Origin of the sequence: Ruegeria sp. HKCCE3926 (genome assembly GCF_017872515.1) — a bacterium.
Classification (GTDB): domain Bacteria; phylum Pseudomonadota; class Alphaproteobacteria; order Rhodobacterales; family Rhodobacteraceae; genus Ruegeria.
The window spans coordinates 262628-287719 of record NZ_JAEDOU010000003.1; the positions used below are offsets into that span (position 1 = coordinate 262628).

General features: G+C 57.5%; 26 protein-coding genes. 13 read left to right on the plus strand and 13 right to left on the minus strand.

Annotated elements, in window-relative coordinates; all coding sequences use genetic code 11:
* The first annotated feature begins 12 nt into the window (after window positions 1–12).
* The 4 genes from I9184_RS11215 (at window position 13) to msrA (ending at window position 2899) form a co-directional block, all read left to right on the plus strand.
* The gene (locus I9184_RS11215; RefSeq protein ID WP_152459598.1) at window positions 13–1239 is read left to right on the plus strand and encodes an argininosuccinate synthase; all 1227 of its coding nucleotides are present in this window, start codon (window positions 13–15) and stop codon (window positions 1237–1239) included.
* Window positions 1240–1271: 32 nt separating this feature from the next.
* Entirely contained in the window at window positions 1272–1676 is a 405-nt protein-coding gene (locus tag I9184_RS11220) for a DUF1810 domain-containing protein (protein ID WP_171233588.1), read from the plus strand.
* A gap of 79 nt (window positions 1677–1755) precedes the next feature.
* On the plus strand, window positions 1756–2037 hold the full coding sequence (locus tag I9184_RS11225; RefSeq protein WP_152459599.1) for an SCP2 sterol-binding domain-containing protein: 282 nt from the start codon (window positions 1756–1758) through the stop codon (window positions 2035–2037).
* Between the two features lie 190 nt (window positions 2038–2227).
* A complete protein-coding gene (gene msrA / locus I9184_RS11230) occupies window positions 2228–2899 on the plus strand; it encodes a peptide-methionine (S)-S-oxide reductase MsrA (RefSeq protein WP_171635373.1) in 672 nt (223 codons plus the stop codon).
* Here the strand turns inward: msrA and I9184_RS11235 are convergent.
* Window positions 2896–3768 carry a ribokinase gene (locus I9184_RS11235; protein WP_171635370.1) on the minus strand — a complete coding sequence of 291 codons (873 nt, stop codon included), beginning with the start codon at window positions 3766–3768 and terminating at the stop codon, window positions 2896–2898. The genes msrA and I9184_RS11235 overlap by 4 nt on opposite strands.
* Window positions 3769–3771: 3 nt before the next feature.
* Window positions 3772–6027, minus strand: a complete 2256-nt coding sequence (locus I9184_RS11240; protein ID WP_171724010.1) for an NADP-dependent malic enzyme — start codon at window positions 6025–6027, stop codon at window positions 3772–3774.
* A gap of 161 nt (window positions 6028–6188) precedes the next feature.
* Here I9184_RS11240 and mutS point away from each other — a divergent pair, with 161 nt between their 5' ends.
* Complete coding sequence (gene mutS / locus I9184_RS11245) at window positions 6189–8804, plus strand: DNA mismatch repair protein MutS (protein ID WP_209834479.1); 2616 nt, start codon at window positions 6189–6191, stop codon at window positions 8802–8804.
* Between the two features lie 58 nt (window positions 8805–8862).
* Here the strand turns inward: mutS and I9184_RS11250 are convergent, their stop codons facing one another.
* Window positions 8863–9426, minus strand: coding sequence for a nucleotide exchange factor GrpE (locus I9184_RS11250; protein ID WP_171116719.1), 564 nt, complete (start codon window positions 9424–9426; stop codon window positions 8863–8865).
* Window positions 9427–9436: 10 nt separating this feature from the next.
* Window positions 9437–10501: a heat-inducible transcriptional repressor HrcA gene (gene hrcA / locus I9184_RS11255; protein WP_152459604.1), complete on the minus strand. Its 1065-nt coding sequence runs from the start codon at window positions 10499–10501 to the stop codon at window positions 9437–9439.
* 112 nt (window positions 10502–10613) lie between these two features.
* On the opposite strand from hrcA, the gene rph reads away from it, so the two are divergent.
* The 4 genes from rph to I9184_RS11275 are packed head-to-tail and all read left to right on the plus strand — an operon-like array spanning window position 10614 to window position 13438.
* Complete coding sequence (gene rph, locus I9184_RS11260) at window positions 10614–11327, plus strand: ribonuclease PH (RefSeq protein ID WP_171635367.1); 714 nt, start codon at window positions 10614–10616, stop codon at window positions 11325–11327.
* Window positions 11324–11938 (plus strand): RdgB/HAM1 family non-canonical purine NTP pyrophosphatase, encoded by a 615-nt coding sequence (rdgB, locus tag I9184_RS11265; RefSeq protein ID WP_171635366.1) that lies wholly within the window; start codon window positions 11324–11326, stop codon window positions 11936–11938. Before rph ends, rdgB begins: the two co-directional genes overlap by 4 nt.
* Window positions 11928–13082 (plus strand): radical SAM family heme chaperone HemW, encoded by a 1155-nt coding sequence (hemW, locus tag I9184_RS11270; RefSeq protein WP_209834373.1) that lies wholly within the window; start codon window positions 11928–11930, stop codon window positions 13080–13082. Before rdgB ends, hemW begins: the two co-directional genes overlap by 11 nt.
* A gap of 2 nt (window positions 13083–13084) precedes the next feature.
* The gene (locus I9184_RS11275; protein ID WP_171724007.1) at window positions 13085–13438 is read left to right on the plus strand and encodes a YbaN family protein; all 354 of its coding nucleotides are present in this window, start codon (window positions 13085–13087) and stop codon (window positions 13436–13438) included.
* Here I9184_RS11275 and I9184_RS11280 read toward each other — a convergent pair.
* From I9184_RS11280 to I9184_RS11310, 7 genes are all read right to left on the minus strand, one after another.
* A complete protein-coding gene (locus tag I9184_RS11280; protein ID WP_171635364.1) occupies window positions 13428–14324 on the minus strand; it encodes a ParB/RepB/Spo0J family partition protein in 897 nt (298 codons plus the stop codon). The genes I9184_RS11275 and I9184_RS11280 overlap by 11 nt on opposite strands.
* A gap of 20 nt (window positions 14325–14344) precedes the next feature.
* Window positions 14345–15148 carry an AAA family ATPase gene (locus I9184_RS11285; RefSeq protein WP_152459610.1) on the minus strand — a complete coding sequence of 268 codons (804 nt, stop codon included), beginning with the start codon at window positions 15146–15148 and terminating at the stop codon, window positions 14345–14347.
* On the minus strand, window positions 15141–15761 hold the full coding sequence (gene rsmG, locus I9184_RS11290; protein WP_209834375.1) for a 16S rRNA (guanine(527)-N(7))-methyltransferase RsmG: 621 nt from the start codon (window positions 15759–15761) through the stop codon (window positions 15141–15143). The genes I9184_RS11285 and rsmG overlap by 8 nt, the downstream gene beginning before the upstream one ends.
* Window positions 15758–17626, minus strand: a complete 1869-nt coding sequence (gene mnmG / locus I9184_RS11295) for a tRNA uridine-5-carboxymethylaminomethyl(34) synthesis enzyme MnmG (RefSeq protein ID WP_171635361.1) — start codon at window positions 17624–17626, stop codon at window positions 15758–15760. The genes rsmG and mnmG overlap by 4 nt, the downstream gene beginning before the upstream one ends.
* A 12-nt stretch (window positions 17627–17638) precedes the next feature.
* Window positions 17639–18925, minus strand: a complete 1287-nt coding sequence (gene mnmE, locus I9184_RS11300; protein WP_209834377.1) for a tRNA uridine-5-carboxymethylaminomethyl(34) synthesis GTPase MnmE — start codon at window positions 18923–18925, stop codon at window positions 17639–17641.
* Between the two features lie 31 nt (window positions 18926–18956).
* A complete protein-coding gene (gene rho / locus I9184_RS11305) occupies window positions 18957–20228 on the minus strand; it encodes a transcription termination factor Rho (protein WP_171635359.1) in 1272 nt (423 codons plus the stop codon).
* Window positions 20229–20350: 122 nt separating this feature from the next.
* On the minus strand, window positions 20351–20800 hold the full coding sequence (locus I9184_RS11310; protein ID WP_209834379.1) for a CopD family protein: 450 nt from the start codon (window positions 20798–20800) through the stop codon (window positions 20351–20353).
* 404 nt (window positions 20801–21204) lie between these two features.
* Between I9184_RS11310 and I9184_RS11315 the strand changes: the two genes are divergently transcribed.
* Genes I9184_RS11315 through dnaQ form a run of 4 tightly spaced genes read left to right on the plus strand, consistent with a single transcriptional unit; the run spans window position 21205 to window position 23939 of the window.
* Window positions 21205–21804: a nucleoside triphosphate pyrophosphatase gene (locus I9184_RS11315; RefSeq protein WP_152459616.1), complete on the plus strand. Its 600-nt coding sequence runs from the start codon at window positions 21205–21207 to the stop codon at window positions 21802–21804.
* Entirely contained in the window at window positions 21801–22634 is an 834-nt protein-coding gene (locus I9184_RS11320; protein ID WP_209834381.1) for a shikimate dehydrogenase, read from the plus strand. The genes I9184_RS11315 and I9184_RS11320 overlap by 4 nt, the downstream gene beginning before the upstream one ends.
* The gene (gene coaE / locus I9184_RS11325) at window positions 22631–23224 is read left to right on the plus strand and encodes a dephospho-CoA kinase (RefSeq protein ID WP_209834383.1); all 594 of its coding nucleotides are present in this window, start codon (window positions 22631–22633) and stop codon (window positions 23222–23224) included. The genes I9184_RS11320 and coaE overlap by 4 nt, the downstream gene beginning before the upstream one ends.
* Window positions 23217–23939 carry a DNA polymerase III subunit epsilon gene (gene dnaQ, locus I9184_RS11330; protein WP_171724000.1) on the plus strand — a complete coding sequence of 241 codons (723 nt, stop codon included), beginning with the start codon at window positions 23217–23219 and terminating at the stop codon, window positions 23937–23939. The genes coaE and dnaQ overlap by 8 nt, the downstream gene beginning before the upstream one ends.
* Window positions 23940–23963: 24 nt before the next feature.
* Here dnaQ and secB read toward each other — a convergent pair whose 3' ends face one another.
* Both secB and I9184_RS11340 read right to left on the minus strand, forming a co-directional pair.
* Window positions 23964–24464, minus strand: a complete 501-nt coding sequence (gene secB / locus I9184_RS11335) for a protein-export chaperone SecB (protein WP_152459620.1) — start codon at window positions 24462–24464, stop codon at window positions 23964–23966.
* Between the two features lie 54 nt (window positions 24465–24518).
* Window positions 24519–25019, minus strand: coding sequence for an FxsA family protein (locus I9184_RS11340; protein WP_171723999.1), 501 nt, complete (start codon window positions 25017–25019; stop codon window positions 24519–24521).
* Window positions 25020–25092: the final 73 nt, after the last annotated feature.

A 25092-nucleotide genomic window follows, 5' to 3' on the forward strand; every position in this document is an offset into this window, starting at 1 on the left:
AGGGGAAGTCAGATGTCCGCGCCCAAGAAAGTTGTTCTGGCCTATTCCGGTGGCCTTGATACCTCGATCATCCTGAAATGGTTGCAGACCGAATATGGCTGTGAGGTCGTCACCTTCACCGCCGATCTGGGTCAGGGCGAAGAGCTGGAGCCCGCTCGCAAAAAGGCCGAGCTGCTCGGGATCAAGCCCGAGAACATCTATATCGAGGATATCCGCGAGGAATTCGTGCGCGACTTCGTCTTCCCGATGTTCCGCGCCAATGCGCAGTACGAAGGTCTGTACCTGCTGGGCACGTCCATCGCGCGCCCCCTGATTTCGAAACGTCTGGTCGAAATCGCCGAAGCCACCGGTGCCGATGCGGTCGCCCACGGTGCCACCGGCAAGGGCAATGACCAGGTACGGTTCGAACTGGCGGCCTATGCGCTGAACCCCGATATCAAAGTGATCGCACCCTGGCGCGAGTGGGACCTGACCAGCCGCACCAAGTTGCTGGAATTTGCGGAACAGAACCAGATCCCGATCGCCAAGGACAAGCGCGGCGAGGCCCCCTTCTCGGTCGATGCCAACCTGCTGCACACCTCGTCCGAAGGAAAGGTTCTGGAAGACCCAGCCGATATGGCGCCCGACTATGTCTATCAGCGCACCGTCCACCCCGAGGACGCGCCCGATCAGCCGGAATTCATCGAGATCGGCTTTGAAAAAGGCGACGCGGTCAGTATCAATGGCGAGGCGATGAGCCCCGCGACCATCCTAACCAAGCTGAACGAATATGGCGGCAAGCACGGCATTGGCCGACTGGACCTTGTTGAAGGTCGCTTTGTTGGCATGAAGTCGCGCGGCATCTATGAAACACCCGGCGGCACCATCCTGCTTGAGGCGCATCGCGGCATCGAATCCATCACCATGGACCGGGGCGCGATGCATCTGAAGGATCAGTTGATGCCGCAATATGCGGAACTGATCTACAACGGCTTCTGGTACTCGCCTGAACGTGAAATGCTGCAAGCCGCCATCGACAAGAGCCAGGAACACGTCACCGGCACCGTGCGGGTGAAGCTGTACAAGGGTCTGGCCTCGACCGTGGGCCGCTGGTCGGATCACTCGCTGTATTCCGAGGCGCATGTGACCTTCGAAGAAGACGCGGGTGCCTATGATCAGAAAGACGCCGCGGGCTTCATCCAACTGAACGCGCTGCGGTTGAAACTGCTGGCCGCGCGCGACAAGCGGTTGTCCAAGTGACCGAAGATGACGGTCTGAACGACGAACTGGAAATGTTCATCGAAGCGCAGGACACGGTCTGGGCCGATGTCCTGCGCGAACTGGAACAGGGGCAGAAGACCAGCCACTGGATGTGGTTCGTGTTTCCGCAACTGGCCGAGCTGGGCCAGTCCCATATGGCGCAGCTTTACGGCATCGAAGATCTGGATGAAGCCACGCGCTATCTGAACCACCCGGTACTGCGCCACCGTCTGACGCAAGCGGCCTCGTTGTTGTTGCTGCATCAGGGGCGCGCTGCCAGCGACATTCTGGGTGGGGTTGACGCGAAAAAGCTTCGCTCTTCGATGACATTGTTTTCCTCGGTGGCAGATGCTCCGGCCGAGTTTCAGGCAATTCTTGACGCTTTCTACGATGGGGAGCCTTGCGCGCGAACCGTTCAGAGCCTTGGCGCATCGTGATCGGAAGTTCCAGTCGGGTCAGCCTTGCCTGTTCGATACCTGACGTTTTACGCATTCGGAAACTGCGAAAGGAACCCGGATGCTTCAGCATATCGCCGACGAAATTCAAAAAGGCCTGAACGGCAAAACCTTTGACGGCTCATTGAAATTCGATTGTGGCGAGGACGGCGTTATTGTTCTGGCCGACAGTCAGGCATCGACACAGGACCAGGAAACGGATTGCACGATCCGCATCTCGCAGGACAACCTGACCAAGCTTCTGACCGGAAAACTGAACCCGATGACAGGTGTCGCTTTGGGCAAGCTCAAAATCTCGGGCAATATGGGCGTTGCGATGAAACTGGGGCAGCTGCTGGGTTAAGCCGAAGGCAGGTTCACCGCGGAATTCCACCTCGCCGGGGCGCCCTGTCCCTCCGCCAAGACGGCCTGCGCAAGCTGTTCCACTGACATCCGCCGCCGATAAACTTGCCTCACCAGACCGTGACATCAGATGTCAGGCAATTGAATGTCATTCGGGTTCGGGTCACCTTGGTGCCGAAAGGAGACCCGACATGTCACGAACCGCTTTTCTGGAAGCCTTCAAACCGGCCATTCTTTTCACCCTGATCACATTGGCTGCGATGTTGCGCGCTCTGCCCGCCCCCGCGGCAGGGGCCGAAACGCTGACAGTTGCGGGGGGCTGTTTCTGGTGTGTTGAGTCCGATTTTGAATCGGTACCGGGCGTTGTCGGGGCTGTGTCGGGCTATACCGGCGGCAATTCGGCCAACCCCACCTATGATCAGGTCTCCAAAGGTGGCACTGGCCATTATGAAGCGGTTCAGATCACTTTCGATCCGGCCCGGGTGTCACGTGAAACGCTGCTGAACATGTTCTTCCGCTCGGTTGACCCAACGGATGCCGGTGGTCAGTTCTGCGACCGGGGCGACAGCTATCGAACCGCAATTTTCGTCTCTAACCCGGGCGAAAAGGCGTTGGCGGAACAGGCGAAGAAAGACGCAGAGCGGGCATTGGGCCAAAAGGTGGTCACCCCGATCCTGAACGCGGGCACGTTTTACCCTGCCGAGGCCTATCATCAGGATTACTACAAAGGGAACAAGCTGATCTTTACCCGCTTTGGGCCGAAACGTCAGCAAAACGCCTATAAAGCATATCGCAAAGCCTGTGGCCGTGACGCGCGTGTCAAACAGCTTTGGGGTTCAGATGCGCCTTTCGCCGGCTCTTAATCGAAGGACGCGTCGCGCACTTCTTTCAGATCGGGAATGACATCCGCAGTCCCGTGCCGCGTGACCATCAGGGCAGCGGCGCGGTTCGCTTGCAGAATGGCCTGTTCCATCGGCATTCCCCGATCCATTCCAGCCAGCACGTAGCCGGTAAAAGTATCACCTGCCCCGGTGGTATCCACGGCCTGCACCTTGTGGGCCGAAAATTCCACCGGGTCATTGCCCTGCTGCAAATACCGGGCACCTTTTGAGCCCAGCGTGACAATGACATGCCGCACGGGCAGGTCAGCCGCACCCATCCCGGTTTCCTGCCGCAATTGTTCGGCCTCGATCTCGTTCAGGATCAGGAAATCCAGATAGGGCAGAACCGCCTGAACCGCCTGTGCCTGAAACGGTGCAGCGGCATAACACACGGTCAATCCAAGTTTGCGCCCGAATTGCGCAGCTTCGACCTGTGCGTTGGTTTCATTCTGCAAGATCAGCAGATCACCGGTGCTTGCCGATGACAGCGCCTGCCCCAGATGGCTGATATCCAAAGCATGGTTGGCCCCCGGATAAAGGATGATCAGGTTCTCACCCTCGGCGTCCACCGCAATGATCGCGTGCCCGGTCGGCAGATCCACCTCAGAGATATAGCGTGTGTCCACACCATATTCCGTCAGTCGATCCTTCGCCCAGCGCCCATCATGCCCGACGGCACCGATATGGCTGACGCGTGATCCGGCCCGCGCAGCCGCCACTGACATATTGGCACCTTTCCCGCCAAGAAACCGGTCCAGCCCGTGGGCGGCCAGAGTTTCCCCTGGCGCAGGCAGATGCGGCAAGTCATAGACCATATCCGCGTTGATCGAGCCGAGGTTCCAGATTGTCATGGGTTACCCGATGTCGCACGAGGCCAGAATGGCCATGTTCAGAATATCGTTCGCGGTCGAGACGGTCGAGCAAATCTGAATCGGCTTGTCGACGCCCGACAGGATCGGCCCGATCACGGTGGCACCGCCCATTTCCTGCATCAGCTTGGTCGAGATGCTGGCCGAGTGCCGTGCGGGAACGATCAGGATATTCGCCGGACCGGTCAGACGCGAGAACGGATAGGCCGCCTGCTGTTCGACGTTCAGGGCGACATCCACCGTCATTTCACCCTCGTATTCAAAGTCGACGCCGCGCTGATCCAGAACAGCCGGGGCGCGGTGCATCTTTTCAGCACGTTCTGACACCGGATAGCCAAAGGTTGAGAAGCTGACAAAAGCCACGCGCGGCTCCAGCCCCATATGCCGGGCAACTGCGGCCGAACGTTCGGCAATATTCGCCAGATCGTTTTCGTCGGGCCATTCATGTACCAAAGTGTCGCCAATCAGGACAATCCGACCTTTATGCAGCAAAGCTGTCACACCGGCGGCACCGTTGGCGGCATCGGCATCAAACACATGGTTGATCCGGTCGAGCACATGCGCGGACTTGCGGGTTGCGCCGGTGACCAGACCATCACCATGCCCATGGGCCAGCATCAGCGAGGAAAACACGTGCCGGTCCCGTGCGGCCAGACGGTGAATATCTTTACGGTCAAAGCCCTTACGCTGCAAACGCTCATAAAGGAAATTCGAATAGGTCTCGAGATGCGCGGTGTTGGCCGCATTCACGACCTCGATTTCACGCACAGCGTCGCCCAGGCCCGTGGCTTCCAGTTTGGTCTTAACATCGTCTGGCCGACCAACCACAAGCGCCTTGCCGAAACCTGACCGCTGATACATGACCGCTGCACGCAGCACGCGGGGATCATCGCCCTCAGCAAAAATCATGCGGCTTTGCGCCTGTCGCGCCCGGGCGTTCAGCCCGCGCAGGATGCTGGCGGTCGGGTCCATCCGGGATTTCAGACTCAGCTCATACGCGTCCATGTCGATGATCGGACGGCGCGCGGCACCGGTGTCCATCCCCGCCCTGGCAACAGCGGGCGGGATACGGTGGATCAGGCGCGGGTCAAACGGCGTGGGGATGATATAGTCCCGCCCAAAGGTCAGCGACTTGCCATAGGCCATGGCGACCTCATCCGGCACATCCTCGCGCGCCAGATTTGCAAGTGCGTGGGCACAGGCGATCTTCATCTCATCATTGATGGCGCGGGCATGAATGTCCAACGCACCGCGGAACAGGTAGGGGAAGCCTAGAACATTATTCACCTGGTTTGGATAGTCGCTGCGCCCGGTCGCCACGATGGCGTCCACACGGACCTCGTGCGCTTCTTCCGGGGTGATTTCCGGATCGGGATTGGCCATCGCAAAGATGACAGGATTGTCAGCCATGCTGGCAACCATATCCTGCGTGACCGCGCCTTTCACCGAAACGCCCAGGAACACATCCGCGCCCTTCATCGCGTCTTCCAATGTGCGCAGGTCGGTTGTGATCGCATGCGCCGACTTCCACTGGTTCATTCCCTCAGTCCGGCCCTGATAGATCACGCCCTTGGTGTCGCAGACGATGCAGTTTTCATGGCGGGCGCCCATCGCCTTGAGCAATTCGATACAGGCGATTCCTGCCGCCCCGGCCCCGTTCAGAACGATCTTCACATCCTCGATCTTCTTGCCCGAGATATGCAGAGCGTTCAGCAGACCCGCCGCGCAGATCACCGCTGTTCCATGCTGGTCATCATGGAAGACCGGGATGTCCATCTCTTCCTTCAGGCGCTGTTCGATGATGAAACATTCGGGCGCCTTGATGTCTTCCAGGTTGATGCCGCCGAAGGTCGGCCCCATCAGTCGAACCGCGCGGCAGAACTCATCCGGGTCTTCGGTGTCCAGCTCGATATCGATCGAGTTCACGTCGGCGAACCGTTTGAACAAAACGGATTTCCCCTCCATCACCGGTTTCGAGCCCAGTGCACCAAGGTTGCCAAGACCCAGCACCGCCGTCCCGTTCGAGATCACAGCGACCAGATTGCCCTTGTTGGTATAGTCATACGCGGTTTCCGGCGCCTCGGCGATGGCTTCACATGGGACAGCCACACCGGGGCTGTAGGCCAATGACAGATCCCGCTGCGTGGTCATCGGGACGGTGGCCTGCACCTCCCACTTGCCGGGGGTCGGGTCGAGGTGAAAGGCCAGCGCCTCTTCTTTGGTGATCTTCGCTTTGGGCATCGGATATGTCGTTTCTTTACATCTGTTGGGCTTTTGCCTCATAGCGCAGGCAAAGGCGCGTCTCAACGACAATACGTTTTCACCTTTCGTCGCAGGGGCCGGGTTTGTAAGGTCGCGCCGGAATACGCCAGAGGGGAGCAGCCTTGTCCAACGTCACGCCGATGATGGCGCAATACCTGGAAATCAAAGAGGCCCACGCGGATGCCCTGCTGTTCTATCGCATGGGCGATTTCTACGAGATGTTCTTTGAGGATGCCGTGAACGCCGCCGAGGCGCTGGACATCGCCCTGACCAAACGCGGCAAACACAACGGAACTGACATTCCAATGTGTGGCGTGCCGGTTCACGCCGCCGAAGGGTATTTGCTGACACTGATCCGCAAAGGGTTCCGCGTCGCTGTCTGCGAACAGATGGAAAGCCCCGCTGAAGCGAAGAAAAGAGGCTCTAAATCAGTCGTAAAGCGCGATGTCGTGCGACTGGTGACACCCGGTACGCTGACCGAGGATGCCCTGCTGGAAGCCCGCCGTCACAATTTTCTGGCTACCTATTCCGAGGTGCGCGACGAGGCCGCGCTGGCTTGGGCAGATATCTCAACCGGGGCGTTTCACGTGATGCCATTGACCTCGGTCCGGCTGAGCCCCGAGCTGGCCCGGCTGGCCCCATCCGAGCTGATCGTGGCCGACGGAATGGAACAGCCTTTGCAGGAAACGGTACGAGATCTGGGAATTTCGCTGACACCAATTGGACGAGCCAGCTTCGACAGCACTGCGGCGGAAAAACGCATCTGCGGATTGTTTCATGTGAATGCTCTGGACGCGTTCGGGTCCTTCGGGCGCGCAGAAGTATCGGCGATGGGTGCCTTGATTGACTATTTGGAGATTACTCAAAAAGGCAAACTACCCCTGCTGCAAACACCACTCAAGGAATCCGAGGACCGTGTTGTGCAAATCGACGCCGCCACGCGTCGCAATCTGGAACTGACTCGATCCCTGTCCGGCGGGCGCGCCGGATCGCTGTTATCCGTGGTGGATCGTACGGTCACGCCCGGCGGCGCACGGTTGCTGGAGCAGCGCCTGTCCAGCCCTTCGCGTACCCTCGATGTTATTCACGGACGGTTGGACGCGGTCAGTTTTGCCGCTGAAGACAGCCTGATCGCATCGGACCTGCGCGAGGCTCTGCGCAAAACTCCCGATCTGGACCGCGCCCTGTCGCGCCTGTCGCTGGACCGAGGCGGCCCGCGCGACTTGGCCGCCATCCGCAACGGGCTGGCGCAGGCGCAGGCAATTTCCGAAATCTGCGAAGGTCAGGACCTGCCGGTGCTGCTGGCGACTGCGGTGCAGAACCTTGTGGGCTTTGACGATCTGCTCGACCTGCTGGATCAGGCGCTGGTCGCCGACCCGCCGCTGCTGGCGCGCGATGGCGGCTTCATCGCGCCGGGTTTCGACCCCGAACTGGACGAGGCCCGCACCCTGCGGGACGAAGGCCGCTCGGTCATTGCCGGGTTTCAGCGGAAATATGCCGAACATACCGGCATCGCCTCGTTGAAGATCAAGCACAACAACGTGCTGGGCTATTTCATCGAAACCACGGCCACCCATGCCGAGAAGATGCTGAACCCGCCATTTTCCGAGACCTATATCCATCGTCAGACCACCGCCAACCAGGTGCGGTTCACCACGGTTGAACTCAGCGAGATCGAAACCCGCATCCTGAACGCCGGCAATTTGGCATTGGAGATCGAGAAGCGGCTCTATCAAAGGCTTTCTGACAAGATTTTGGCGCAGGCTGCCCGCGTCAATCAGGCCGCGCGCGGGCTGGCCGAGCTGGACCTAACCACCGCGCTGGCCGATCTGGCGCGGGGCGAGAACTGGTGCCGCCCGCAGGTGGACGGATCGCGCGCCTTCGACATCGTCGCGGGCCGCCACCCTGTGGTCGAGCACGCGCTGCGCCAGCAATCGGGCGATGCCTTCATCGCCAATGACTGCGACCTCAGCGCCGAGGACGGCGCCGCCATCTGGTTACTTACCGGTCCGAACATGGCCGGTAAGTCGACCTTTCTGCGCCAGAATGCGCTGATCGCCCTGTTGGCCCAGATGGGCAGCTACGTCCCGGCCGAGCAGGCGCATATCGGCGTGGTCAGCCAGCTTTTCAGCCGCGTAGGCGCGTCCGACGATCTGGCGCGGGGCCGGTCGACCTTCATGGTCGAGATGGTGGAAACCGCCGCCATCCTCAACCAGGCTGATGACCGGGCGCTGGTGATCCTGGACGAAATCGGGCGTGGCACCGCCACCTATGACGGCCTGTCCATCGCCTGGGCCACGCTGGAACATCTGCACGCCGCCAACCGCTGCCGCGCGCTTTTCGCCACGCATTACCACGAGCTGACCGCGCTGGCCGGTAAACTGGAAGGCGTCGAAAACGCCACCGTCGCGGTCAAGGAATGGGACGGCGAGGTGATATTCCTGCACGAGGTCCACAAGGGCGCCGCCGACCGCTCCTATGGCGTGCAGGTCGCGCAATTGGCCGGGCTTCCCGCATCCGTGGTCGAACGCGCTCGCGTGGTTCTGGACCAGTTGGAGAAAACGGAACGCGAGGGCGGCAAGCAGAAGGCGCTGATCGACGATCTGCCGCTATTTTCCGCCGTACCGCCCCCGCCGCAGCCGGTCCCGAAAGCGTCGCCAGTCACCGATATGCTGGACCAGATCCTGCCGGACGAACTGACCCCGCGCGAAGCCCTCGATCTGATCTACAAACTGAAAGAGGCGGCCAGATCCTGACCGCCCCTTCATCTTTTCCCAAATACTCTCGCCGAAGGCACGCGCCCTTGGGCGCGTTTCAGCTTGCCGGGGTTGACGACACGCCCACCTGTGCCGGGCGCAGCAGACGATCGTGCAACATGAACCCTTCGGCGGACACCTGAATGATGTCTCCTGCCTTGGTTCCGGGGACAGGCGCCTCGAACATGGCCTCATGCACGTTCGGATCAAACCGGTCGCCCACTTCGGGTGTGATCACTTCGATTCCGTGCTTCTGGAACACGTCCTTCAAGGCGCGCATGGTCAATTCGACGCCTTCCAGCAGACCAGCAGCCACTTCTTTCTGCTCATCCGTCGCAGCTTCCAGGGCGCGCTTCATGTTGTCATAGACGGGCAGCATATCGCGGGCCAGTTTGGATCCGCCATACTGTTCCGCATCGCGGCGCGCCTTGTCGCTGCGCTTGCGCATGTTTTCGGCATCCGCCAGCGCGCGCATGAACTTGTCTTTATAGTCATCCCGTTCGGCCCGCAGCGCGTCCAGTTCCAGTTCTTCTTCGCTGATATCCATCAGCTCTTCGGCCAGCTCTTCGGCCTCGGCGGTTGCGATATCGTCCAGAAAATCTTCATTCTTCGGCTCTGCCATCTTTTACCCTCTAGCTCCGGTCGGATATCAGCTTGCCGACCAGTTGCGCCGTATAATCCACGATCGGTACGATCCGCCCATAATTCAGACGTGTGGGTCCGATGACCCCCACCGCACCGATTATCTTTCGATCAGCGTTCATATAAGGAGACACCACCAAAGAGGAACCCGAAAGTGAGAAAAGTTTGTTCTCAGACCCGATAAAAATGCGCACACCCTCGCCTTCCTCGGTCAATTCAAGGAATTCGGCGATGTCTCGCTTGCGCTCAAGGTCATCGAACAGGGTGCGGATGCGGTCAAGTTCCTCGGCCTGACCGGGTTCGTTCAAAAGATTCGCGCGCCCGCGCACGATCAAACGGGCCGAGTCGCTTCCGTCTCCGTCCCAAACGGCCATTCCGCTTTCGACCATCTCACGGGCCAGAGTGTCGATTTCCTGCTTGCGCGCATCGATCTGCGTCTGCATTTGCCGCCGCACTTCGCTGAGTGTCCGTCCCTCGATAAGTGCGTTCAGGAAGTTCGCGGCCTCGCGCATGGAACTGGGTGTTTGCCCAGGCGGCGGCGTGAACAGCCGGTTTTCCACATGTCCGTCCGAGAAAACCAAAACCACCAAAGCCCGATCATGGCCCAGAGAAACAAATTCGATATGTTTGATTTCCGATTCATGCTTGGGCGTCAGAACCAGCGAAGCCCCTTGTGTCACGTTTGACAAGGCAGAGCCGACACGGTCCAGCATTCCACCAACATCACCCGTGTTAGAGCCTAATGTCTGCTCCAGTTTCTGCCGGTCATCGGCACCCAGGTCGCCAACCTCAAGCAATCCGTCTACAAACATTCGCAGGCCTTGCTGCGTCGGGATTCGGCCCGCGCTGACATGGGGGCTATCCAGAAGGCCCAGAAACTCCAGATCCTGCATCACATTGCGGACAGTTGCAGCGCTGACTTTTTCTGACAACGTACGCGTCAAAGTACGGCTGCCGACGGGCTCTCCGCTTTCCAGATAGCTCTCGACAATCAGCCGGAACACTTCGCGTGACCGGTCGTTCATCTCGTCCAGAATCTTGCTCGCTTCGCTCATCCGTGTTCCCCTGCTCGTTCGTCATTAAATAGCAGGCAAATGAAAGGTCAATCGGGGTTGCATCGTAACGCTGCGGGGCGTTATCCCCAACCCAGCAAACAAAGGAATTCCGATGCGACCCTCTGGAAGAGATTTAAGTGAAATGCGCGCCGTTTCAATCGAGACGGGAGTCACGAAACATGCCGAAGGTTCCTGCCTGATCAAAATGGGCGACACCCATGTTCTGTGCACCGCTACGATCGAAGATCGCGTGCCGCCGTTTATCAAGGGCTCGGGCCTGGGATGGGTCACAGCCGAATACGGCATGCTACCCCGTGCCACCAATACGCGGATGCGGCGCGAGGCGGCCGCGGGCAAACAAGGGGGCCGCACGGTCGAAATCCAACGCCTGATCGGCCGCGCCCTGCGCGCCGGTGTGGATCGAGTTGCATTGGGCGAACGTCAGATCACCGTGGACTGCGATGTGATTCAGGCCGATGGCGGCACTCGCTGCGCCTCGATCACCGGCGGTTGGGTTGCGCTGCGTCTGGCGGTGAACAAGCTGATGAAAGCGGGCGATGTAATCTCGGACCCCCTAGTGGACCCTGTAGCAGCTGTGTCCTGCGGAATTTATGCCGGTCAACCGGTTCTGGATCTGGATTACCCGGAAGACAGCGAAGCCGGCGTCGACGGCAACTTCATCATGACCGGATCCGGCAAACTGATCGAAGTGCAGATGAGCGCCGAAGGCTCGGTCTTCAGCCGCACCCAAATGGATCAACTGATGGATCTGGCGGAAAAAGGCGTTTCCGAACTGGCGGCCGCGCAAAAGGCCGCCACCGCATGACCCGCAAGTTCGACGGCGACAGATTGCTGGTCGCCACCCACAACAAAGGCAAGCTTGAGGAGATGACCCATCTGCTCGAGCCCTTTGGCGTGACGGTCGTGGGCGCGGCCGAGATGGACCTGCCTGAGCCGGAAGAGACTGAAGACACATTTGTCGGCAACGCCCGGATCAAGGCCCACGCCGCCGCACAGGCCACCGGACTTCCCGCCCTGTCGGACGATTCCGGTATCACGATCGACGCGCTGAACGGCGCGCCGGGTGTATACACGGCCGACTGGGCCGAAACCGGAAATGGCCGCGATTTTCTGATGGCCATGACTCGCGCCCATGATGAGCTCGAAGCAAAAAACGCGCCGCACCCTCGCACGGCCCAATTCCGCTGCACTCTGGTTCTGGCCTGGCCCGACGGGCACGACGAAGTGTTCGAAGGCGTCGCGCCCGGTCATCTGGTCTGGCCGATCCGCGGCAAGGATGGGTTCGGCTATGACCCGATGTTTGTCCCCGACGGCTACGACATTACCTTTGCCGAGATGGATCGCTGGGAAAAGAACAAGATCAGCCATCGCGGTCGCGCGGTGGAAATGTTCGTGAAAGGCTGCTTTGGCGGATGATTGGCGCAACGGGGGCTTTGGCCTGTATGTGCATTGGCCCTTTTGCGAGGCCAAATGCCCCTATTGCGACTTCAATAGCCATGTTTCCAAAAATATTGACCAAAAACAATGGCTTAGCGCCTATCTGTCCGAACTCAAGCGATCTGCTGCCGAAACGCCCGACCGGGTTCTGAACACGATCTTCTTTGGCGGCGGCACCCCGTCACTGATGGCACCCGAGACCGTGGCCGCCGTGATCGACACCGCCCGCGCCCTGTGGCGGCCCGCCAATGACATGGAAATCACGCTCGAGGCCAATCCCGGTTCGGTCGAGGCCGGGCGGTTCGCCGCCTATCGCGATGCGGGCGTGAACCGGGTTTCGATGGGCATTCAGGCAATGAATGACGAAGACCTGAGGCGGCTGGGCCGCATCCACACCGCGGCAGAGGCCCGCGCCGCCTTTGACATCGCCCGCAACTGTTTCAACCGGGTCAGCTTTGACCTGATCTATGCGCGCCAACACCAGACACTGGACGCCTGGCAAGAGGAACTGACCCAAGCGCTATCGATGGCCATCGACCACCTGTCGCTCTATCAACTGACGATCGAAGACGGGACGGCCTTTGGGGATCGATACGCCGTCGGTAAGTTACTCGGCTTGCCCGAAGATGACAGTGCCGCCGACATGTATCTGGCCACGCAGGAAATCTGCGAAGCACATGGCTTGCCGGCCTATGAAGTTTCGAACCATGCCCGACCGGGCGCAGAATCGCAGCACAACCTGATTTACTGGCGGTATGGCGACTATGTGGGAATCGGCCCCGGCGCCCATGGGAGGATTACCCTGAATGGTCGGAAATACGCGACCGAAACCTATCTGAACCCCCAGCGTTGGCTTAATGCCGCGAATCAAGGCAATGGTGAAAAGAACCGCAGCGCATTGCCCCTTGAAGATCAGGCAAATGAATACCTTATGATGGGTATGAGAATTTCTGAGGGACTAGATATGGACAGGTGGCAAGCCTTGTCTGGCCGCTCTCTTCCTTCTGAAGCCATAGATCATCTGACCGACATCAACATGGTACAGCGCAGCAACGGGCGCCTCATCGCCACATCAGACGGTCGCGCCGTATTGAACGCAGTCATCCGGGAGTTGTTGGACTGAGCATGCAGTATCTTTGGGCCGGACTGGGATTGCTATGTGTTGCCATGGCGGCTGTTGGGGTTGTTCTGCCCCTTCTTCCAACGGTGCCTTTTCTTCTGCTTGCCGCGTTTTTCTTCGCCCGCTCATCCTCGCGGCTGCACAATTGGCTTGTGACCCATAACCTTTTTGGGCCACTGATTCTTGATTGGCAAAGTTCCGGTGCCATTCGACCAGCCGCAAAAAAGGCGGCAACCGTCTCGATCGCCGCCGTTTTTGGACTCTCTGTTTTGTTGTCAGCACCGCCTTTTGTGTTGATCATTCAGGCGGTTGTGCTGGGCGGTGTCATGATCTTTATCTGGTCACGGCCTAACGGCTGAGCTTGGCGCACAAGTCGTCCAGCTGATCCAGGTTTTCGTAGGTCAGAACAACTTGTCCCGTTTCCGTTCCGGCCTTGTGATTGATTGAAACTTTCATCGCCAGGATCGCGGACAGGTCTTTTTCCAACGCACGTGTGTCTGCATCCTTTCCAGCATCCAGATTTCTGGAGCGCGGCGCAGAACGCTCGGCAGTGCCTTGCTGCTGTTTTTTGACCAGAGCCTCGGTTGCGCGCACCGACAAGCCATCCTTGACGATCTGTTTCGCAAGTTCCGACGGATTTTCCGCCGTAATCAGCGCCCTGGCGTGGCCCGCAGATAATTTTCCTTCAATAACAAGGGTTTGAACATCCAACGGCAAGGACAGAAGCCGCAAAAGATTTGCGATGTGGCTGCGGCTTTTACCCAGGGCCTCGGCGAGCTTTTCCTGTGTGTGACCAAACCGGTCCATCAACTGCTTGTAGCCGGCGGCCTCTTCCACCGCGTTCAGATCCGCGCGTTGGATGTTTTCGATAATCGCAACTTCCAACACTTCCGTATCATCGAATTCACGCACAATCACCGGGATATCATGCAGCTGCGCCATCTGTGCCGCGCGCCAACGGCGTTCCCCCGCGACGATTTCGTATTCATCGGACCCCGTCGAGCGAACGATCAACGGCTGAATAATACCTTTTTCCTTAACCGACGCTGCCAGCTCGTCCAACTGCTCGGGCATGAATGTCCGGCGCGGCTGGTTGGGGTTGGCTTTCAGCTTTTCAATCGGGACTTTCAGATCCGGTCTGCGTGCATCCGTTGAAATCCGGCCTTCTGATTCAGGATTCACATCCGCCATAAGGGCAGACAACCCCCGCCCCAAACCTCTGGACTTTGCTTTCTTGGCGCTCATGTCGCCCTCCTCGTTCCCGCTCAGGCAGCGGTCTTATTGTTCTTGTGCAAGATCTCACGAGCAAGATGCCGATAGGCCATGGCCCCAAGCGATCCCGAGTCATATTGCAAAACAGGCAGCGCATATGACGGCGCTTCGCTGACCCGCACATTTCTGGGTATCTTCGTTTTAAAGACCATCTCACCCAGATTGTCACGCGCGTCCTTTTCAACCTGACGGGACAAGTTGTTGCGGTTGTCATACATGGTCAACACAATACCTTCGATTCTCAGATCTGGATTCGCCGTTTGGCGGACCTCTCGAATCGTCAGCATCAGCTGTGAAAGCCCTTCAAGAGCAAAGAACTCGCTCTGCAGCGGAACAAGCACCGAATGCGAAGCAACCATTGCATTCACGGTCAACAAGTTTAAGGATGGCGGGCAGTCAATAAGCACGAAATCCAGTTCAAACGCATCTATGGCTGGCTGCCTCAAAGCATCATGCAAAAGATAGCTGCGTTTTTCGTTGGAGATCAGTTCAATATCGGCGGAACTCAGATCAACGGTCGCCGGAACAACGAAAAGACCTTCGATTTCAGTCTCCTGAACGACGGCTTCCAATGGCGCGTCGTCGAGGATCAAATCATAAGTTGTCCAGTCTCGATCTTCGACACCCAAACCTGTCGAAGCGTTCCCCTGCGGGTCAAGGTCAACCACCAGCACCCGACACCCGGATTCGGCCAATCCTGCTGCAAGGTTGATCGCTGTGGTTGTTTTTCCGACCCCGCCCTTCTGATTGGCAACAGCAATTATCCGAGGCCCTGAAGGTCGAGACAAATCAACCACGTGATACTCCATTTATCTTAAGGATAACGGCTTGAGGTTCAGTTAAACTTGTAATCGCCTCAGCCTCGAAATTCCATTCCTCACGTGCGTCTTCCAGCTCTTTTTTCCAATTTGCGCCTTTGGGCAACAACGCTGTCCCGTTGGTGTGTAAATGCCTGTCACAAAAGGACAACAGGGTGCGCAAGTCAGCCAGTGCTCGGGCAGAAATTATGCTTGCAGCCAAAGGATCAACCGATTCAATCCTCTTTGAGATCACCGTGCATTTTATGCCGCATTCCCGCGCAACGCTGCGCAAGAAAGCCGATTTCCGCTGGTCGCTCTCGATCATATTGAATGCGGCGCCTAAGTTTTCTTCCGCAGCGATGATGGCGCAGACCATACCAGGGAATCCGCCTCCGCTTCCCAGGTCTGCCCAGGTGTCAAACCTGTCAGCGCACCGATAGACTTGCACCGAATCAAGAATATGCCGATCCCAGATATGCTCCAAACTGTTCTTAGACACGAGGTTGATCTTAGGATTCCAACGCTTCACCAGATCAACATAGGTCACGAGGCGATCGAATGTTTCACGTGAAACATTCAGGTCTTCAAACTTCGAATAATCAACCATCATGCCTGACGAGCTCTTTGATCCCGGCGCAGTTTTGCCAGAACGAGCGTCAGCGCTGCCGGAGTAACGCCCTCGACACGGCTTGCCTGAGCGATATTGGCGGGTTTCGCCTGCGACAGCTTCTGTTTCATCTCCGAAGACAGGCCGTCCAAGGCAAAATAGTCGAACTCATTCGGGATAACATAGGATTCATCCCGCTTCATTGCTTCGACATCCCGCTTTTGTCTGGCAATGTAGTTGGCATACAAGGCGTCCCTCTCGATCTGAAGCCTGATCTTTGGGTCAACGTCCTGCAGATCAGGAACGAGAGGCAACAAATCTTCAAATGAGGTATCGGGAAACGCCAGAATTGCCATCCCATCCCTTCGGTTTCCGTCCTGATTAACGTTTATACCGGCAGCGAGAACTTCCTTGGGCGTATAAGTGCGTTCCGTCAGCTTTGACTTCACACTCTCAAGTTGGTCCATTTTATCTTCGAACTGAACCTTGCGCCCTTCTCCGACGCACCCCAATTCCAAACCAAGCGGAGTCAGCCGTTGATCAGCATTGTCGGCACGCAGAGATAGCCGGAACTCCGCGCGTGACGTGAACATGCGGTAAGGTTCGGCAACTCCTCGAGTTGTTAAATCGTCAATCATTACGCCAATATAACTGTCGGATCGTGTAAAATGGATAGGCTCCCGCCCTTGGGTCTCTAACGCCGCGTTGAGTCCGGCCACCATGCCCTGAGCCGCAGCTTCCTCATATCCTGTGGTCCCATTTATCTGGCCCGCTAGATATAGTCCGGGAACAGCCGGCAAGGATAAAGAAGCACTCAGGACGCGCGGATCAACATAGTCGTATTCGATTGCATATCCCGGTTGCAGAATCTCTGCATTTTCCAAGCCTTTGATCGACCGCACATAGTCCAGCTGAACATCCTGGGGCAGAGATGTCGATATGCCGTTCGGATAGATTGTGTGGTCGTTGACCCCTTCGGGTTCAAGGAAGATTTGATGCGATTCCTTGTCGGCGAAGCGTACGATCTTGTCTTCGATCGAAGGGCAGTAACGCGGGCCTACCCCATCGATGTGACCGCCATACATGGCAGATTTCGAAAGATTCGACGCAATGATCTCATGAGTTCGCGCATTTGTATGCGTAATTCCACAAGAAATCTGGGGCGCGACAACGGATTTCGACATGAAAGAAAACAGGGTTGGTTCATCGTCGCCGTCCTGCCTTTCAAGATCGGACCAATCAATGCTCCGCCCGTCCAGACGCGGTGGTGTTCCGGTTTTCAATCGCCCCATGGGAAGATCGTATCTATCCAACCGCTCAGCCAGTTTGATGGAAGGCCGATCCCCCATTCTCCCGCCTGGGCGAGACACGTCACCGATATGGATGACGCCCCTTAGAAACGTACCGGACGTCAAAATAACGGCGCGCGCGGAAAGTTCTGATCCATCGGAAAGAACAACACCTGCAACCTTTTCGCCGTTCATCAGGAAATCGACAACCTCGCCGACAACGACGGACAGGTTATCCTGCTTCTCCGTTACCTGTTGCATGGCAAGACGATAAAGGGCGCGATCCGCCTGCGCTCTCGGCCCCTGAACGGCGGGCCCCTTTCGACGGTTCAATAATCGAAACTGAATGCCCGCCTGATCCGCCACCCGACCCATGACGCCATCCAAAGCGTCAATCTCACGCACAAGATGGCCTTTCCCCAAACCGCCAATCGCTGGATTGCAGGACATGACGCCAATGTCCGTTGCGGACAGCGTTACCAGCGCAGTTGTAGCACCCATTCTGGCTGATGCATGAGCGGCTTCGGTTCCGGCGTGACCTGCGCCGATGACGATGACATCAAACTTCGAATGTTTCACGTGAAACACTCCTTATTTTCCCAAACAGAAGCTGGAGAAGATTTCATCCAGCAGAGTTTCCACGTCAATTCTGCCCACCAAGGATTCAAGGGCGCGTATGGCGGTTCTCAGCTCCTCCGCCGCTATATCATACAGGTCTGGGCCTGATTCCAGAACCGAGATTGCAGATGTGAGTGAGTCCAATGCTCTGGTGATTGCAATGCGGTGACGTTCCCGAGTTGCAATACCATGGGTAGTGGTTCGCTGGCGCAAAACACACGATATCTGGTCTACTAACGCATCTATTCCCTGGCCAGATTTCCCTGAAACACCCTTTTCCCCGATCCCTCTAAGATCTGCTTTGGGCAAAACATGTATATCATCTTCCCGCATCTCCACCCCCAGGTCCTTCGGTGTTTCAGACAGGAAAACGCGAAGGTCGGCGGCCTCCGCTCTGCTGCGCGCAAGCTCGATACCCAGGTTTTCGACATGATCTTCGGTCTCTCGCAGGCCTGCCGTATCCAGCAAGGTCACCGGTAAACCAGCCAGATCCATTCGAACTTCGATCACATCGCGCGTGGTCCCGGCATATTCCGAAGTAATGGCCGCCTCACGGCCTGCCAAAGCATTCAAAAGAGTGGATTTTCCCGCATTTGGAAGGCCGACGATCGCAACCTCGAACCCTGTACGAATTCGCTCGGCAATCTTGACGCCATCTGCTTCGCGATGAAGGTCCGACATGACGCCTTGGATCAGCTCGCGCACTTCCGGCGTCACATCGGTTGGAACTTCTTCATCAGCAAAATCGATGACAGCCTCCAACAGGGACGCAGCCCGTATCAAATCCCGACGCCACCGTTCAGCCAACGTGCCCAGCTCGCCCGCCAGAATGGTCTGAGCCTGCTTACGTTGTGCTTCCGTTTCTGCATCGATTAGATCGGCCAGGCCTTCGACCTGAGTCAGGTCCATCTTGCCGTTTTCCAGCGCCCGTCGTGTGAACTCACCCGGTTCAGCGATGCGCAATCCTTCCGTATCCGACAGGCAACGCAGAACGGCGTTGACAGAGGCGGTGCTTCCATGAATCTGAAGCTCGGCCACGTCCTCACCGGTAAAACTGGCCGGGGCCTGGAAGGTCAAGACCAATCCGTCGTCCAAACGTGCTCCGCCATGATCGGTCAGAGTGCGCAGGACCATGCCACGCTTTGGCAGCGCACCACTCGTCAGGCGCGCCGCAGCTGAATGAGAGTCCGGACCCGAGAGGCGGATGACCGCCACCCCGGCTTTGCCCTGCGCGCTGGCCAAGGCGAATATCGTATCCATTCGAAGGCCTCGCTAGAGTTAAAGACCAGTGTCAGGTGTTCATGGAATCGAAGAATTCGCTGTTTGTCTTTGTCTGCTTTAACTTGGACAACAAGAACTCGATTGCGTCGGTCGTGCCCATCGGGTTGAGGATACGCCGCAAAACGAAGGTCTTGGCCAGATCGCCCTTGTCGACCAGCAGGTCCTCTTTCCGCGTGCCGGATTTGAGGATGTCGATGGCCGGGAACACACGCTTGTCCGCGATCTTGCGATCCAGAACGATTTCCGAGTTACCAGTACCTTTGAATTCTTCAAAGATGACCTCGTCCATCCGGCTGCCGGTATCAATCAGTGCGGTTGCGATGATCGTCAGCGAGCCACCCTCTTCAATATTCCGCGCCGCGCCAAAGAAACGCTTGGGCCGTTGCAGGGCGTTTGCGTCCACACCACCGGTCAGAACTTTACCCGAGGATGGGACCACCGTGTTAAAGGCCCTACCAAGTCTTGTGATCGAATCAAGAAGAATAACAACATCTCGTTTATGTTCGACCAAACGCTTGGCTTTTTCGATGACCATTTCCGACACAGCCACGTGGCGCGTCGCGGGTTCATCAAAGGTCGAGGATACCACCTCGCCCTTCACTGAACGCTGCATGTCGGTGACTTCTTCCGGGCGTTCGTCGATCAGCAGGACGATCAGGTAGCATTCCGGGTGGTTGCGCTCGATCGAGTGCGCGATGTTTTGCAGGATCACCGTCTTACCGGTGCGCGGCGGCGCCACGATCAACGACCGCTGGCCCTTGCCGATCGGCGCGACCAGGTCGATCACCCGTGCAGACTTGTCCTTGATGGTCGGATCCTCGATCTCCATCTTCAGCCGCTCATCCGGATAAAGCGGCGTCAGGTTGTCGAACAGGATCTTGTGCCTGGCCTTTTCCGGGTCTTCGAAGTTGATCTTGGTCACCTTTGTCAGCGCGAAATAGCGCTCATTCTCATCCGGGGCTTTGATCTCGCCTTCCACGGTATCCCCTGTCCGCAATGAGTGCTGGCGGATCATCTCGGGTGAGACGTAGATGTCATCCGGGCCGGGCAGATAGTTCGCCTCGGGCGAGCGCAGGAAGCCGAATCCGTCCTGAAGCACTTCAAGCACGCCATCGCCACCAACGGTCCAGCCTTCATCGGCGCGTTCACGCAGGATCTGGAACATCATCTCGCCCTTGCGCATGGTCGAGGCGTTTTCGATCTCCAGCTCTTCGGCCATCGCCAGAAGGTCTTTGGGGCTTTTGGCTTTCAGGTCAGCAAGATTCAGGGATTCGGTTGTCATGATATATACCTTCACCGCTGACAGCGCGGCACGAAGTGGAATTTCAGTATGGAAGATACGCCGCCCGGACGGGCGTGTTGACCCCTACATAAGCGCAGTGCGGGGCGGAGTCAAACATGCCCTCAGAACTTCAGAACAACCGCCAGAACGATGGCAACCATCAAAACGGTCGGGACCTCGTTCATCATGCGAAACTGCCGCCCACTGAGCGTGTTTCGCCCTTCCAGAAAATCCTTGCGTCGCGCCATCAGCCAGTGATGAAACCAGGTCATGCCGATCACGGCAGCGCCCTTGACCCAAGGCCAGCTCCAGTCCCATCCCACGATGCCGGGCGTGAACACCATGATCGAACCACAAACCCACGCAACGATCATCGCGGGTCTCATGATCACACGCAGCAGCTTTTCTTCCATTTCAAAGAAAATGTCCTGTGCGCCTTCGACGGCCTGCGCCTTTTCGACGTGATAGACGAACAACCTGGGCAGGTAGAACAGGCCGGCCATCCACGAAATCACCGCCATGATATGGAGTGACTTCACCCATGGGTACAAAGTGAACAGAAGATCGGTCATTTCGGCTCCGGGCGTTGTTCGGGACCCTCCCTAATAAAAAAATAAGAAAAGAAAAAGGATGATGGTTTTGTAGGGTGAGTAAAATCCGTGGATTACTTTTTTACACAAGTGTTTTCCCCAGGTGGACAGAGCACGGAATTTTTCAGGTGATTCTGTTGGTGGATATTTCTATCATTTAAAATCAATAGTTTAATAACAGTATTCCTCGTTCCGCTTGGGGATAACTGGTAGGAGAATTTGGGATATCGGGGTTTTCCAGAGAAACCGACTTATCCTTGTCCGGACGGGATGAGATTTGAGCGACTCTGGGATCTCTGGCGCGAAATCCCCGGGGTTGCGTGTCAACCGGAAAACCATACAAAGCACCCCTGAACTCTCAATGATTTGCGCACGGGGTTTTCCACATGTCTGTCCCCATTCTTCTTGCTTCCGGGTCCGCCATTCGCGCGCAGCTGCTTGAAAATGCAGGCGTACCGTTTGTGGTTCAAACCGCGCGCGTGGATGAAGAGACGGCCAAACGCGCCCTGCTGGCTGAAAACGCATCACCACGGGACATTGCCGATACACTCGCAGAAATGAAGGCGCGGAAGGTCAGTGACAAAAATCCCGGTGCCATGGTTCTGGGATGTGATCAGGTTCTGGATTTTGACGGTCAACTGATGTCAAAGCCGGAAACCCCCGAACAGGCGTTGGCCCAGCTGAAAGCCATGCGAGGCAAGCGTCACATGCTTTTGTCCGCAGCGGTGATCTATCAGAATGCTCAGCCGGTCTGGCGGCATGTGGGGCAGGTACGATTGCGGATGCGGGCCAGTTCCGACGCCTATCTGAAAGATTACGTCGCGCGAAACTGGGACAGTATCCGCCACGCCGTCGGAGCTTACAAGCTGGAGGAAGAAGGTGTCCGCCTGTTCGCCACCATTGACGGCGACTATTTTAACGTTTTGGGTATGCCCCTGTTGGAGCTGCTCAACTTTCTGGCTGTCAAAGGGGTAATCGATCAATGACGGACTATCGGGTTCCTTTGGCCGGTGTGATTGGACATCCCATTGGTCACTCACGATCCCCCAAACTGCATGGTCATTGGCTGAAGACATACGGTCTTGCCGGTCATTACATCCCGATGGATGTGGCACCCGCCGACCTGGAAACTGTGCTGCGCACCCTGCCCAGGGCGGGTTTTGTCGGCGCCAATGTGACCGTTCCCCACAAGGAAGCCGCCTTGAAGATCGCGGATCATGCGTCTGACCGCGCAACAGTGATAGGTGCGGTGAACACTCTGGTGTTTCGTGAAGATGGCTCGATCCACGCGGATAACACTGACGGGTACGGGTTCATGGAGAATCTTCGCACTGGTGCTCCGGACTGGAATGCAAAGGACGGACCGGCTGTTGTCTTCGGGGCCGGAGGGGCCGCGCGCGCCGTGTTGCAGGCATTATCTGACGCGGGTGTTCCGGAAATCTTGCTGACCAACCGAACCCGCGCCCGTGCGGATCATCTGAAAGAGGAATTCGGTCAACGTATCCGCGTGGTGGATTGGGTTCAGGCCGGAAATGTCATCGAAAACGCAGAACTCGTGGTGAACACCACCTCGTTGGGCATGCAGGGCCAACCGGAATTGCGGGTTCCGCTTGATGGGTTGCAGCCCGGTGCCGTGGTGACAGATCTGGTTTATGCGCCATTGAAAACCCGCCTGTTGCAAACCGCTGAACAGGCAGGATGCACCGCAGTCGATGGGCTGGGCATGTTGCTGCATCAGGCAGTGCCCGGTTTCGAACGCTGGTTCGGCGTGCGCCCCGAAGTTGATGCTGATGCACGTGCGGCGGCCTTGGCATGAGTTTTGCGCTTGGCCTGACCGGTTCTATCGGCATGGGGAAAAGCACAACGGCGCAGATGTTCGTCGAAAAAGGTTGTGCCTTGTGGGATGCGGACGCGGCGGTGCATCGCCTGTATTCCAGGGGGGGCGCGGCCGTTGGCCCCATGGAACGATTGTTTCCGTCGGCCATTCAGGACGGTGCGGTCAACCGGGAGTCGCTAAAACAGATAATTGCCGCCGATCCTGCTGCGCTGAAGGCCATCGAAGCCATCGTCCACCCTCTGGTCGCTGCTGACCGCGCAGCATTTCGTGAAGCCGCGACAAACGACATCCTGGTGTTCGACATTCCGCTTTTGTTTGAAACGGGCGGTGACGCGGCGATGGACGCGGTGGCTTGTGTTTCGATCCCGGCCGACGAGCAAAAGCGGCGTGTCATGGAACGGGGCACAATGACCGAGGCGCAGTTCGAGCAAATCCGCGCCAAGCAGATGCCGAATGAAGAAAAATGCGCGCGGTCGGATTACGTCATCGTGACCGACACGCTGGACCACGCCCGCGCGCAGGTGCAGGATGTGGTCAGGCAGATACGGGCGGGGATGGCAGATGCGTGAAATTGTACTCGACACCGAAACCACGGGTTTCGATCCCGAAAGCGGTGATCGGATCGTGGAAATCGGCGCCGTTGAACTGTGGAACCACGTCGCAACGGGTGAGACGTATCACGTCTACATCAACCCCGAACGTTCGATGCCGGAAGAGGCATTTGGCGTGCATGGCATCGGCCCGGACCTGTTGGAAAACCCACGCCCGCCCGAAAAGGGTGAAGTGACGCTGAAAGACAAACCGGTTTTTGCCAAGATCGGTCACGCTTTTCGCGAATTCGTCGGCGATGCGCGGCTGGTGATCCACAATGCATCTTTCGACATGAAGTTCCTGAATGCCGAACTGAAATGGATGGGTGCCCCGCTCATCCCGATGGAACAGGCGCTGGATACGCTGGCGATTGCGCGCAAACGGTTTCCCGGCTCTCCGGCCTCACTGGATGCGCTTTGCCGTCGCTTCAATATCGACAACTCGAACCGTGTGCTGCACGGCGCGTTGCTCGACTCTGAAATCCTGGCCGAGGTTTATCTTGAGCTGATCGGAGGACGACAGCCCGATTTTGGACTGTCAACATCTGCATCATCCGTGGCAGGCGGCAGCGATGATTGGCGACCGGCACCACGAGCAACGCCACTGCCGTCTCGTATTACCGAGGATGAACGCGCGGCACATGATGCATTCATAGAAAAACTGGGCGACAATGCCCTGTGGACCCGCACCTGAACCCGTCAGGCACGGGCCGAACCCTTAGGCGTCTGTCTTCTGGGACTGTTCGGCCTGACGACGCATCAATTCGTTGCGGTACAGGGCGACGAAATCGATATTGTCCAGATTCACCGGTGGGAAACCGCCGTCGCGAGTGATGTCGCTGACGATGCGGCGCAGGAACGGGAATAGCATCCGCGGGCATTCGATCATCAGGAACGGGTGCAGCTGGTCTTCCGGCACACCTTCCACGTGGAACAGGCCGCAATAGTCCAGTTCACACAGGAACAGAACGTCTTCCAGGCCCTTGGCTTTGGATGTCAGGTTCAGCTTGATCGACACTTCGAACTGGTGGTCAGCCGGGCGCTTCTTGGCGTCCAGATTCACCTGAACCGCGATTTCGGGCTGTACGTCACCGGAAACACCCTTCTGGGCCATCACGTTCTCAAAGGACATGTCGCGGATGAACTGCCCCAGAACGCGCATCTGAACTTGCGGGGCGGCTTTGGCCGCAGTGTTTTCTGCAGCTTTTTCTTCGGCCATGGATCTACTCCAAAAATGAAATTCGCCACTGCTTATCAAGTTGGGCGCGGCACCTCAATGCCGGTGGGGGCCTTCCACCCATTTAGACGGCTTTGACGGATCATTTTTCGGGCGGACCTCGGTAAAGTCACCATCTATGATGTCACCCTGATCGAACGGGTTTCCGCGAGATTGAAAACCGGGGCCTTGACCCATCTGAAACTGGGTAACGGTGACTTTCGATCTGAGATACCTGAAAACCGCGACCCGCACGCCGGGAACAAGCAACGCAAATCCAACGGCATCAGTAAAGAATCCAGGTGTAAGCAACAAAGCGCCCGACAACAGGATCATCGCACCATGGGCCAGCGGCTCGGTCGGGTCGTCCAGTTCGGCAAACGACCGTTGCAGGTTTCCCAACGCCATGCGACCTTGTGTCCGCACCAAAACAGTGCCCAAAACCGCCGTTAGCACTACGATGGCAAGGGTTGGCCACAAGCCGATCAACCCGCCAACCTGAATAAACAGCGCGATCTCGATGATGGGCACCAACAAAAATGCCAAGAACAGATACATTTGCGTTATCCTTTCCCTTAGGCCGGGCTGTGGACTTGCCACCTACGGTCACCTACATAGTGGCATGAGGCCG

Bases quoted from the DNA above. Each gene is read 5' to 3' on its own strand.
- I9184_RS11315 (WP_152459616.1), top strand. From the start codon at position 21,205: ATGTCTGTCCCCATTCTTCTTGCTTCCGGGTCCGCCATTCGCGCGCAG.
- I9184_RS11280 (WP_171635364.1), bottom strand. From the start codon at position 14,324: ATGAGCGCCAAGAAAGCAAAGTCCAGAGGTTTGGGGCGGGGGTTGTCT.
- hrcA (WP_152459604.1), bottom strand. From the start codon at position 10,501: ATGAGCGAAGCGAGCAAGATTCTGGACGAGATGAACGACCGGTCACGC.
- rdgB (WP_171635366.1), top strand. From the start codon at position 11,324: ATGACCCGCAAGTTCGACGGCGACAGATTGCTGGTCGCCACCCACAAC.
- I9184_RS11220 (WP_171233588.1), top strand. From the start codon at position 1,272: ATGTTCATCGAAGCGCAGGACACGGTCTGGGCCGATGTCCTGCGCGAA.
- I9184_RS11275 (WP_171724007.1), top strand. From the start codon at position 13,085: ATGCAGTATCTTTGGGCCGGACTGGGATTGCTATGTGTTGCCATGGCG.
- I9184_RS11250 (WP_171116719.1), bottom strand. From the start codon at position 9,426: ATGGCAGAGCCGAAGAATGAAGATTTTCTGGACGATATCGCAACCGCC.
- I9184_RS11225 (WP_152459599.1), top strand. From the start codon at position 1,756: ATGCTTCAGCATATCGCCGACGAAATTCAAAAAGGCCTGAACGGCAAA.
- rsmG (WP_209834375.1), bottom strand. From the start codon at position 15,761: ATGATGGTTGATTATTCGAAGTTTGAAGACCTGAATGTTTCACGTGAA.
- coaE (WP_209834383.1), top strand. From the start codon at position 22,631: ATGAGTTTTGCGCTTGGCCTGACCGGTTCTATCGGCATGGGGAAAAGC.
- mnmE (WP_209834377.1), bottom strand. From the start codon at position 18,925: ATGGATACGATATTCGCCTTGGCCAGCGCGCAGGGCAAAGCCGGGGTG.
- secB (WP_152459620.1), bottom strand. From the start codon at position 24,464: ATGGCCGAAGAAAAAGCTGCAGAAAACACTGCGGCCAAAGCCGCCCCG.
- I9184_RS11235 (WP_171635370.1), bottom strand. From the start codon at position 3,768: ATGACAATCTGGAACCTCGGCTCGATCAACGCGGATATGGTCTATGAC.
- rph (WP_171635367.1), top strand. From the start codon at position 10,614: ATGCGACCCTCTGGAAGAGATTTAAGTGAAATGCGCGCCGTTTCAATC.
- I9184_RS11340 (WP_171723999.1), bottom strand. From the start codon at position 25,019: ATGTATCTGTTCTTGGCATTTTTGTTGGTGCCCATCATCGAGATCGCG.
- dnaQ (WP_171724000.1), top strand. From the start codon at position 23,217: ATGCGTGAAATTGTACTCGACACCGAAACCACGGGTTTCGATCCCGAA.
- I9184_RS11310 (WP_209834379.1), bottom strand. From the start codon at position 20,800: ATGACCGATCTTCTGTTCACTTTGTACCCATGGGTGAAGTCACTCCAT.
- mutS (WP_209834479.1), top strand. From the start codon at position 6,189: ATGATGGCGCAATACCTGGAAATCAAAGAGGCCCACGCGGATGCCCTG.
- I9184_RS11240 (WP_171724010.1), bottom strand. From the start codon at position 6,027: ATGCCCAAAGCGAAGATCACCAAAGAAGAGGCGCTGGCCTTTCACCTC.
- I9184_RS11215 (WP_152459598.1), top strand. From the start codon at position 13: ATGTCCGCGCCCAAGAAAGTTGTTCTGGCCTATTCCGGTGGCCTTGAT.
- I9184_RS11320 (WP_209834381.1), top strand. From the start codon at position 21,801: ATGACGGACTATCGGGTTCCTTTGGCCGGTGTGATTGGACATCCCATT.
- rho (WP_171635359.1), bottom strand. From the start codon at position 20,228: ATGACAACCGAATCCCTGAATCTTGCTGACCTGAAAGCCAAAAGCCCC.
- msrA (WP_171635373.1), top strand. From the start codon at position 2,228: ATGTCACGAACCGCTTTTCTGGAAGCCTTCAAACCGGCCATTCTTTTC.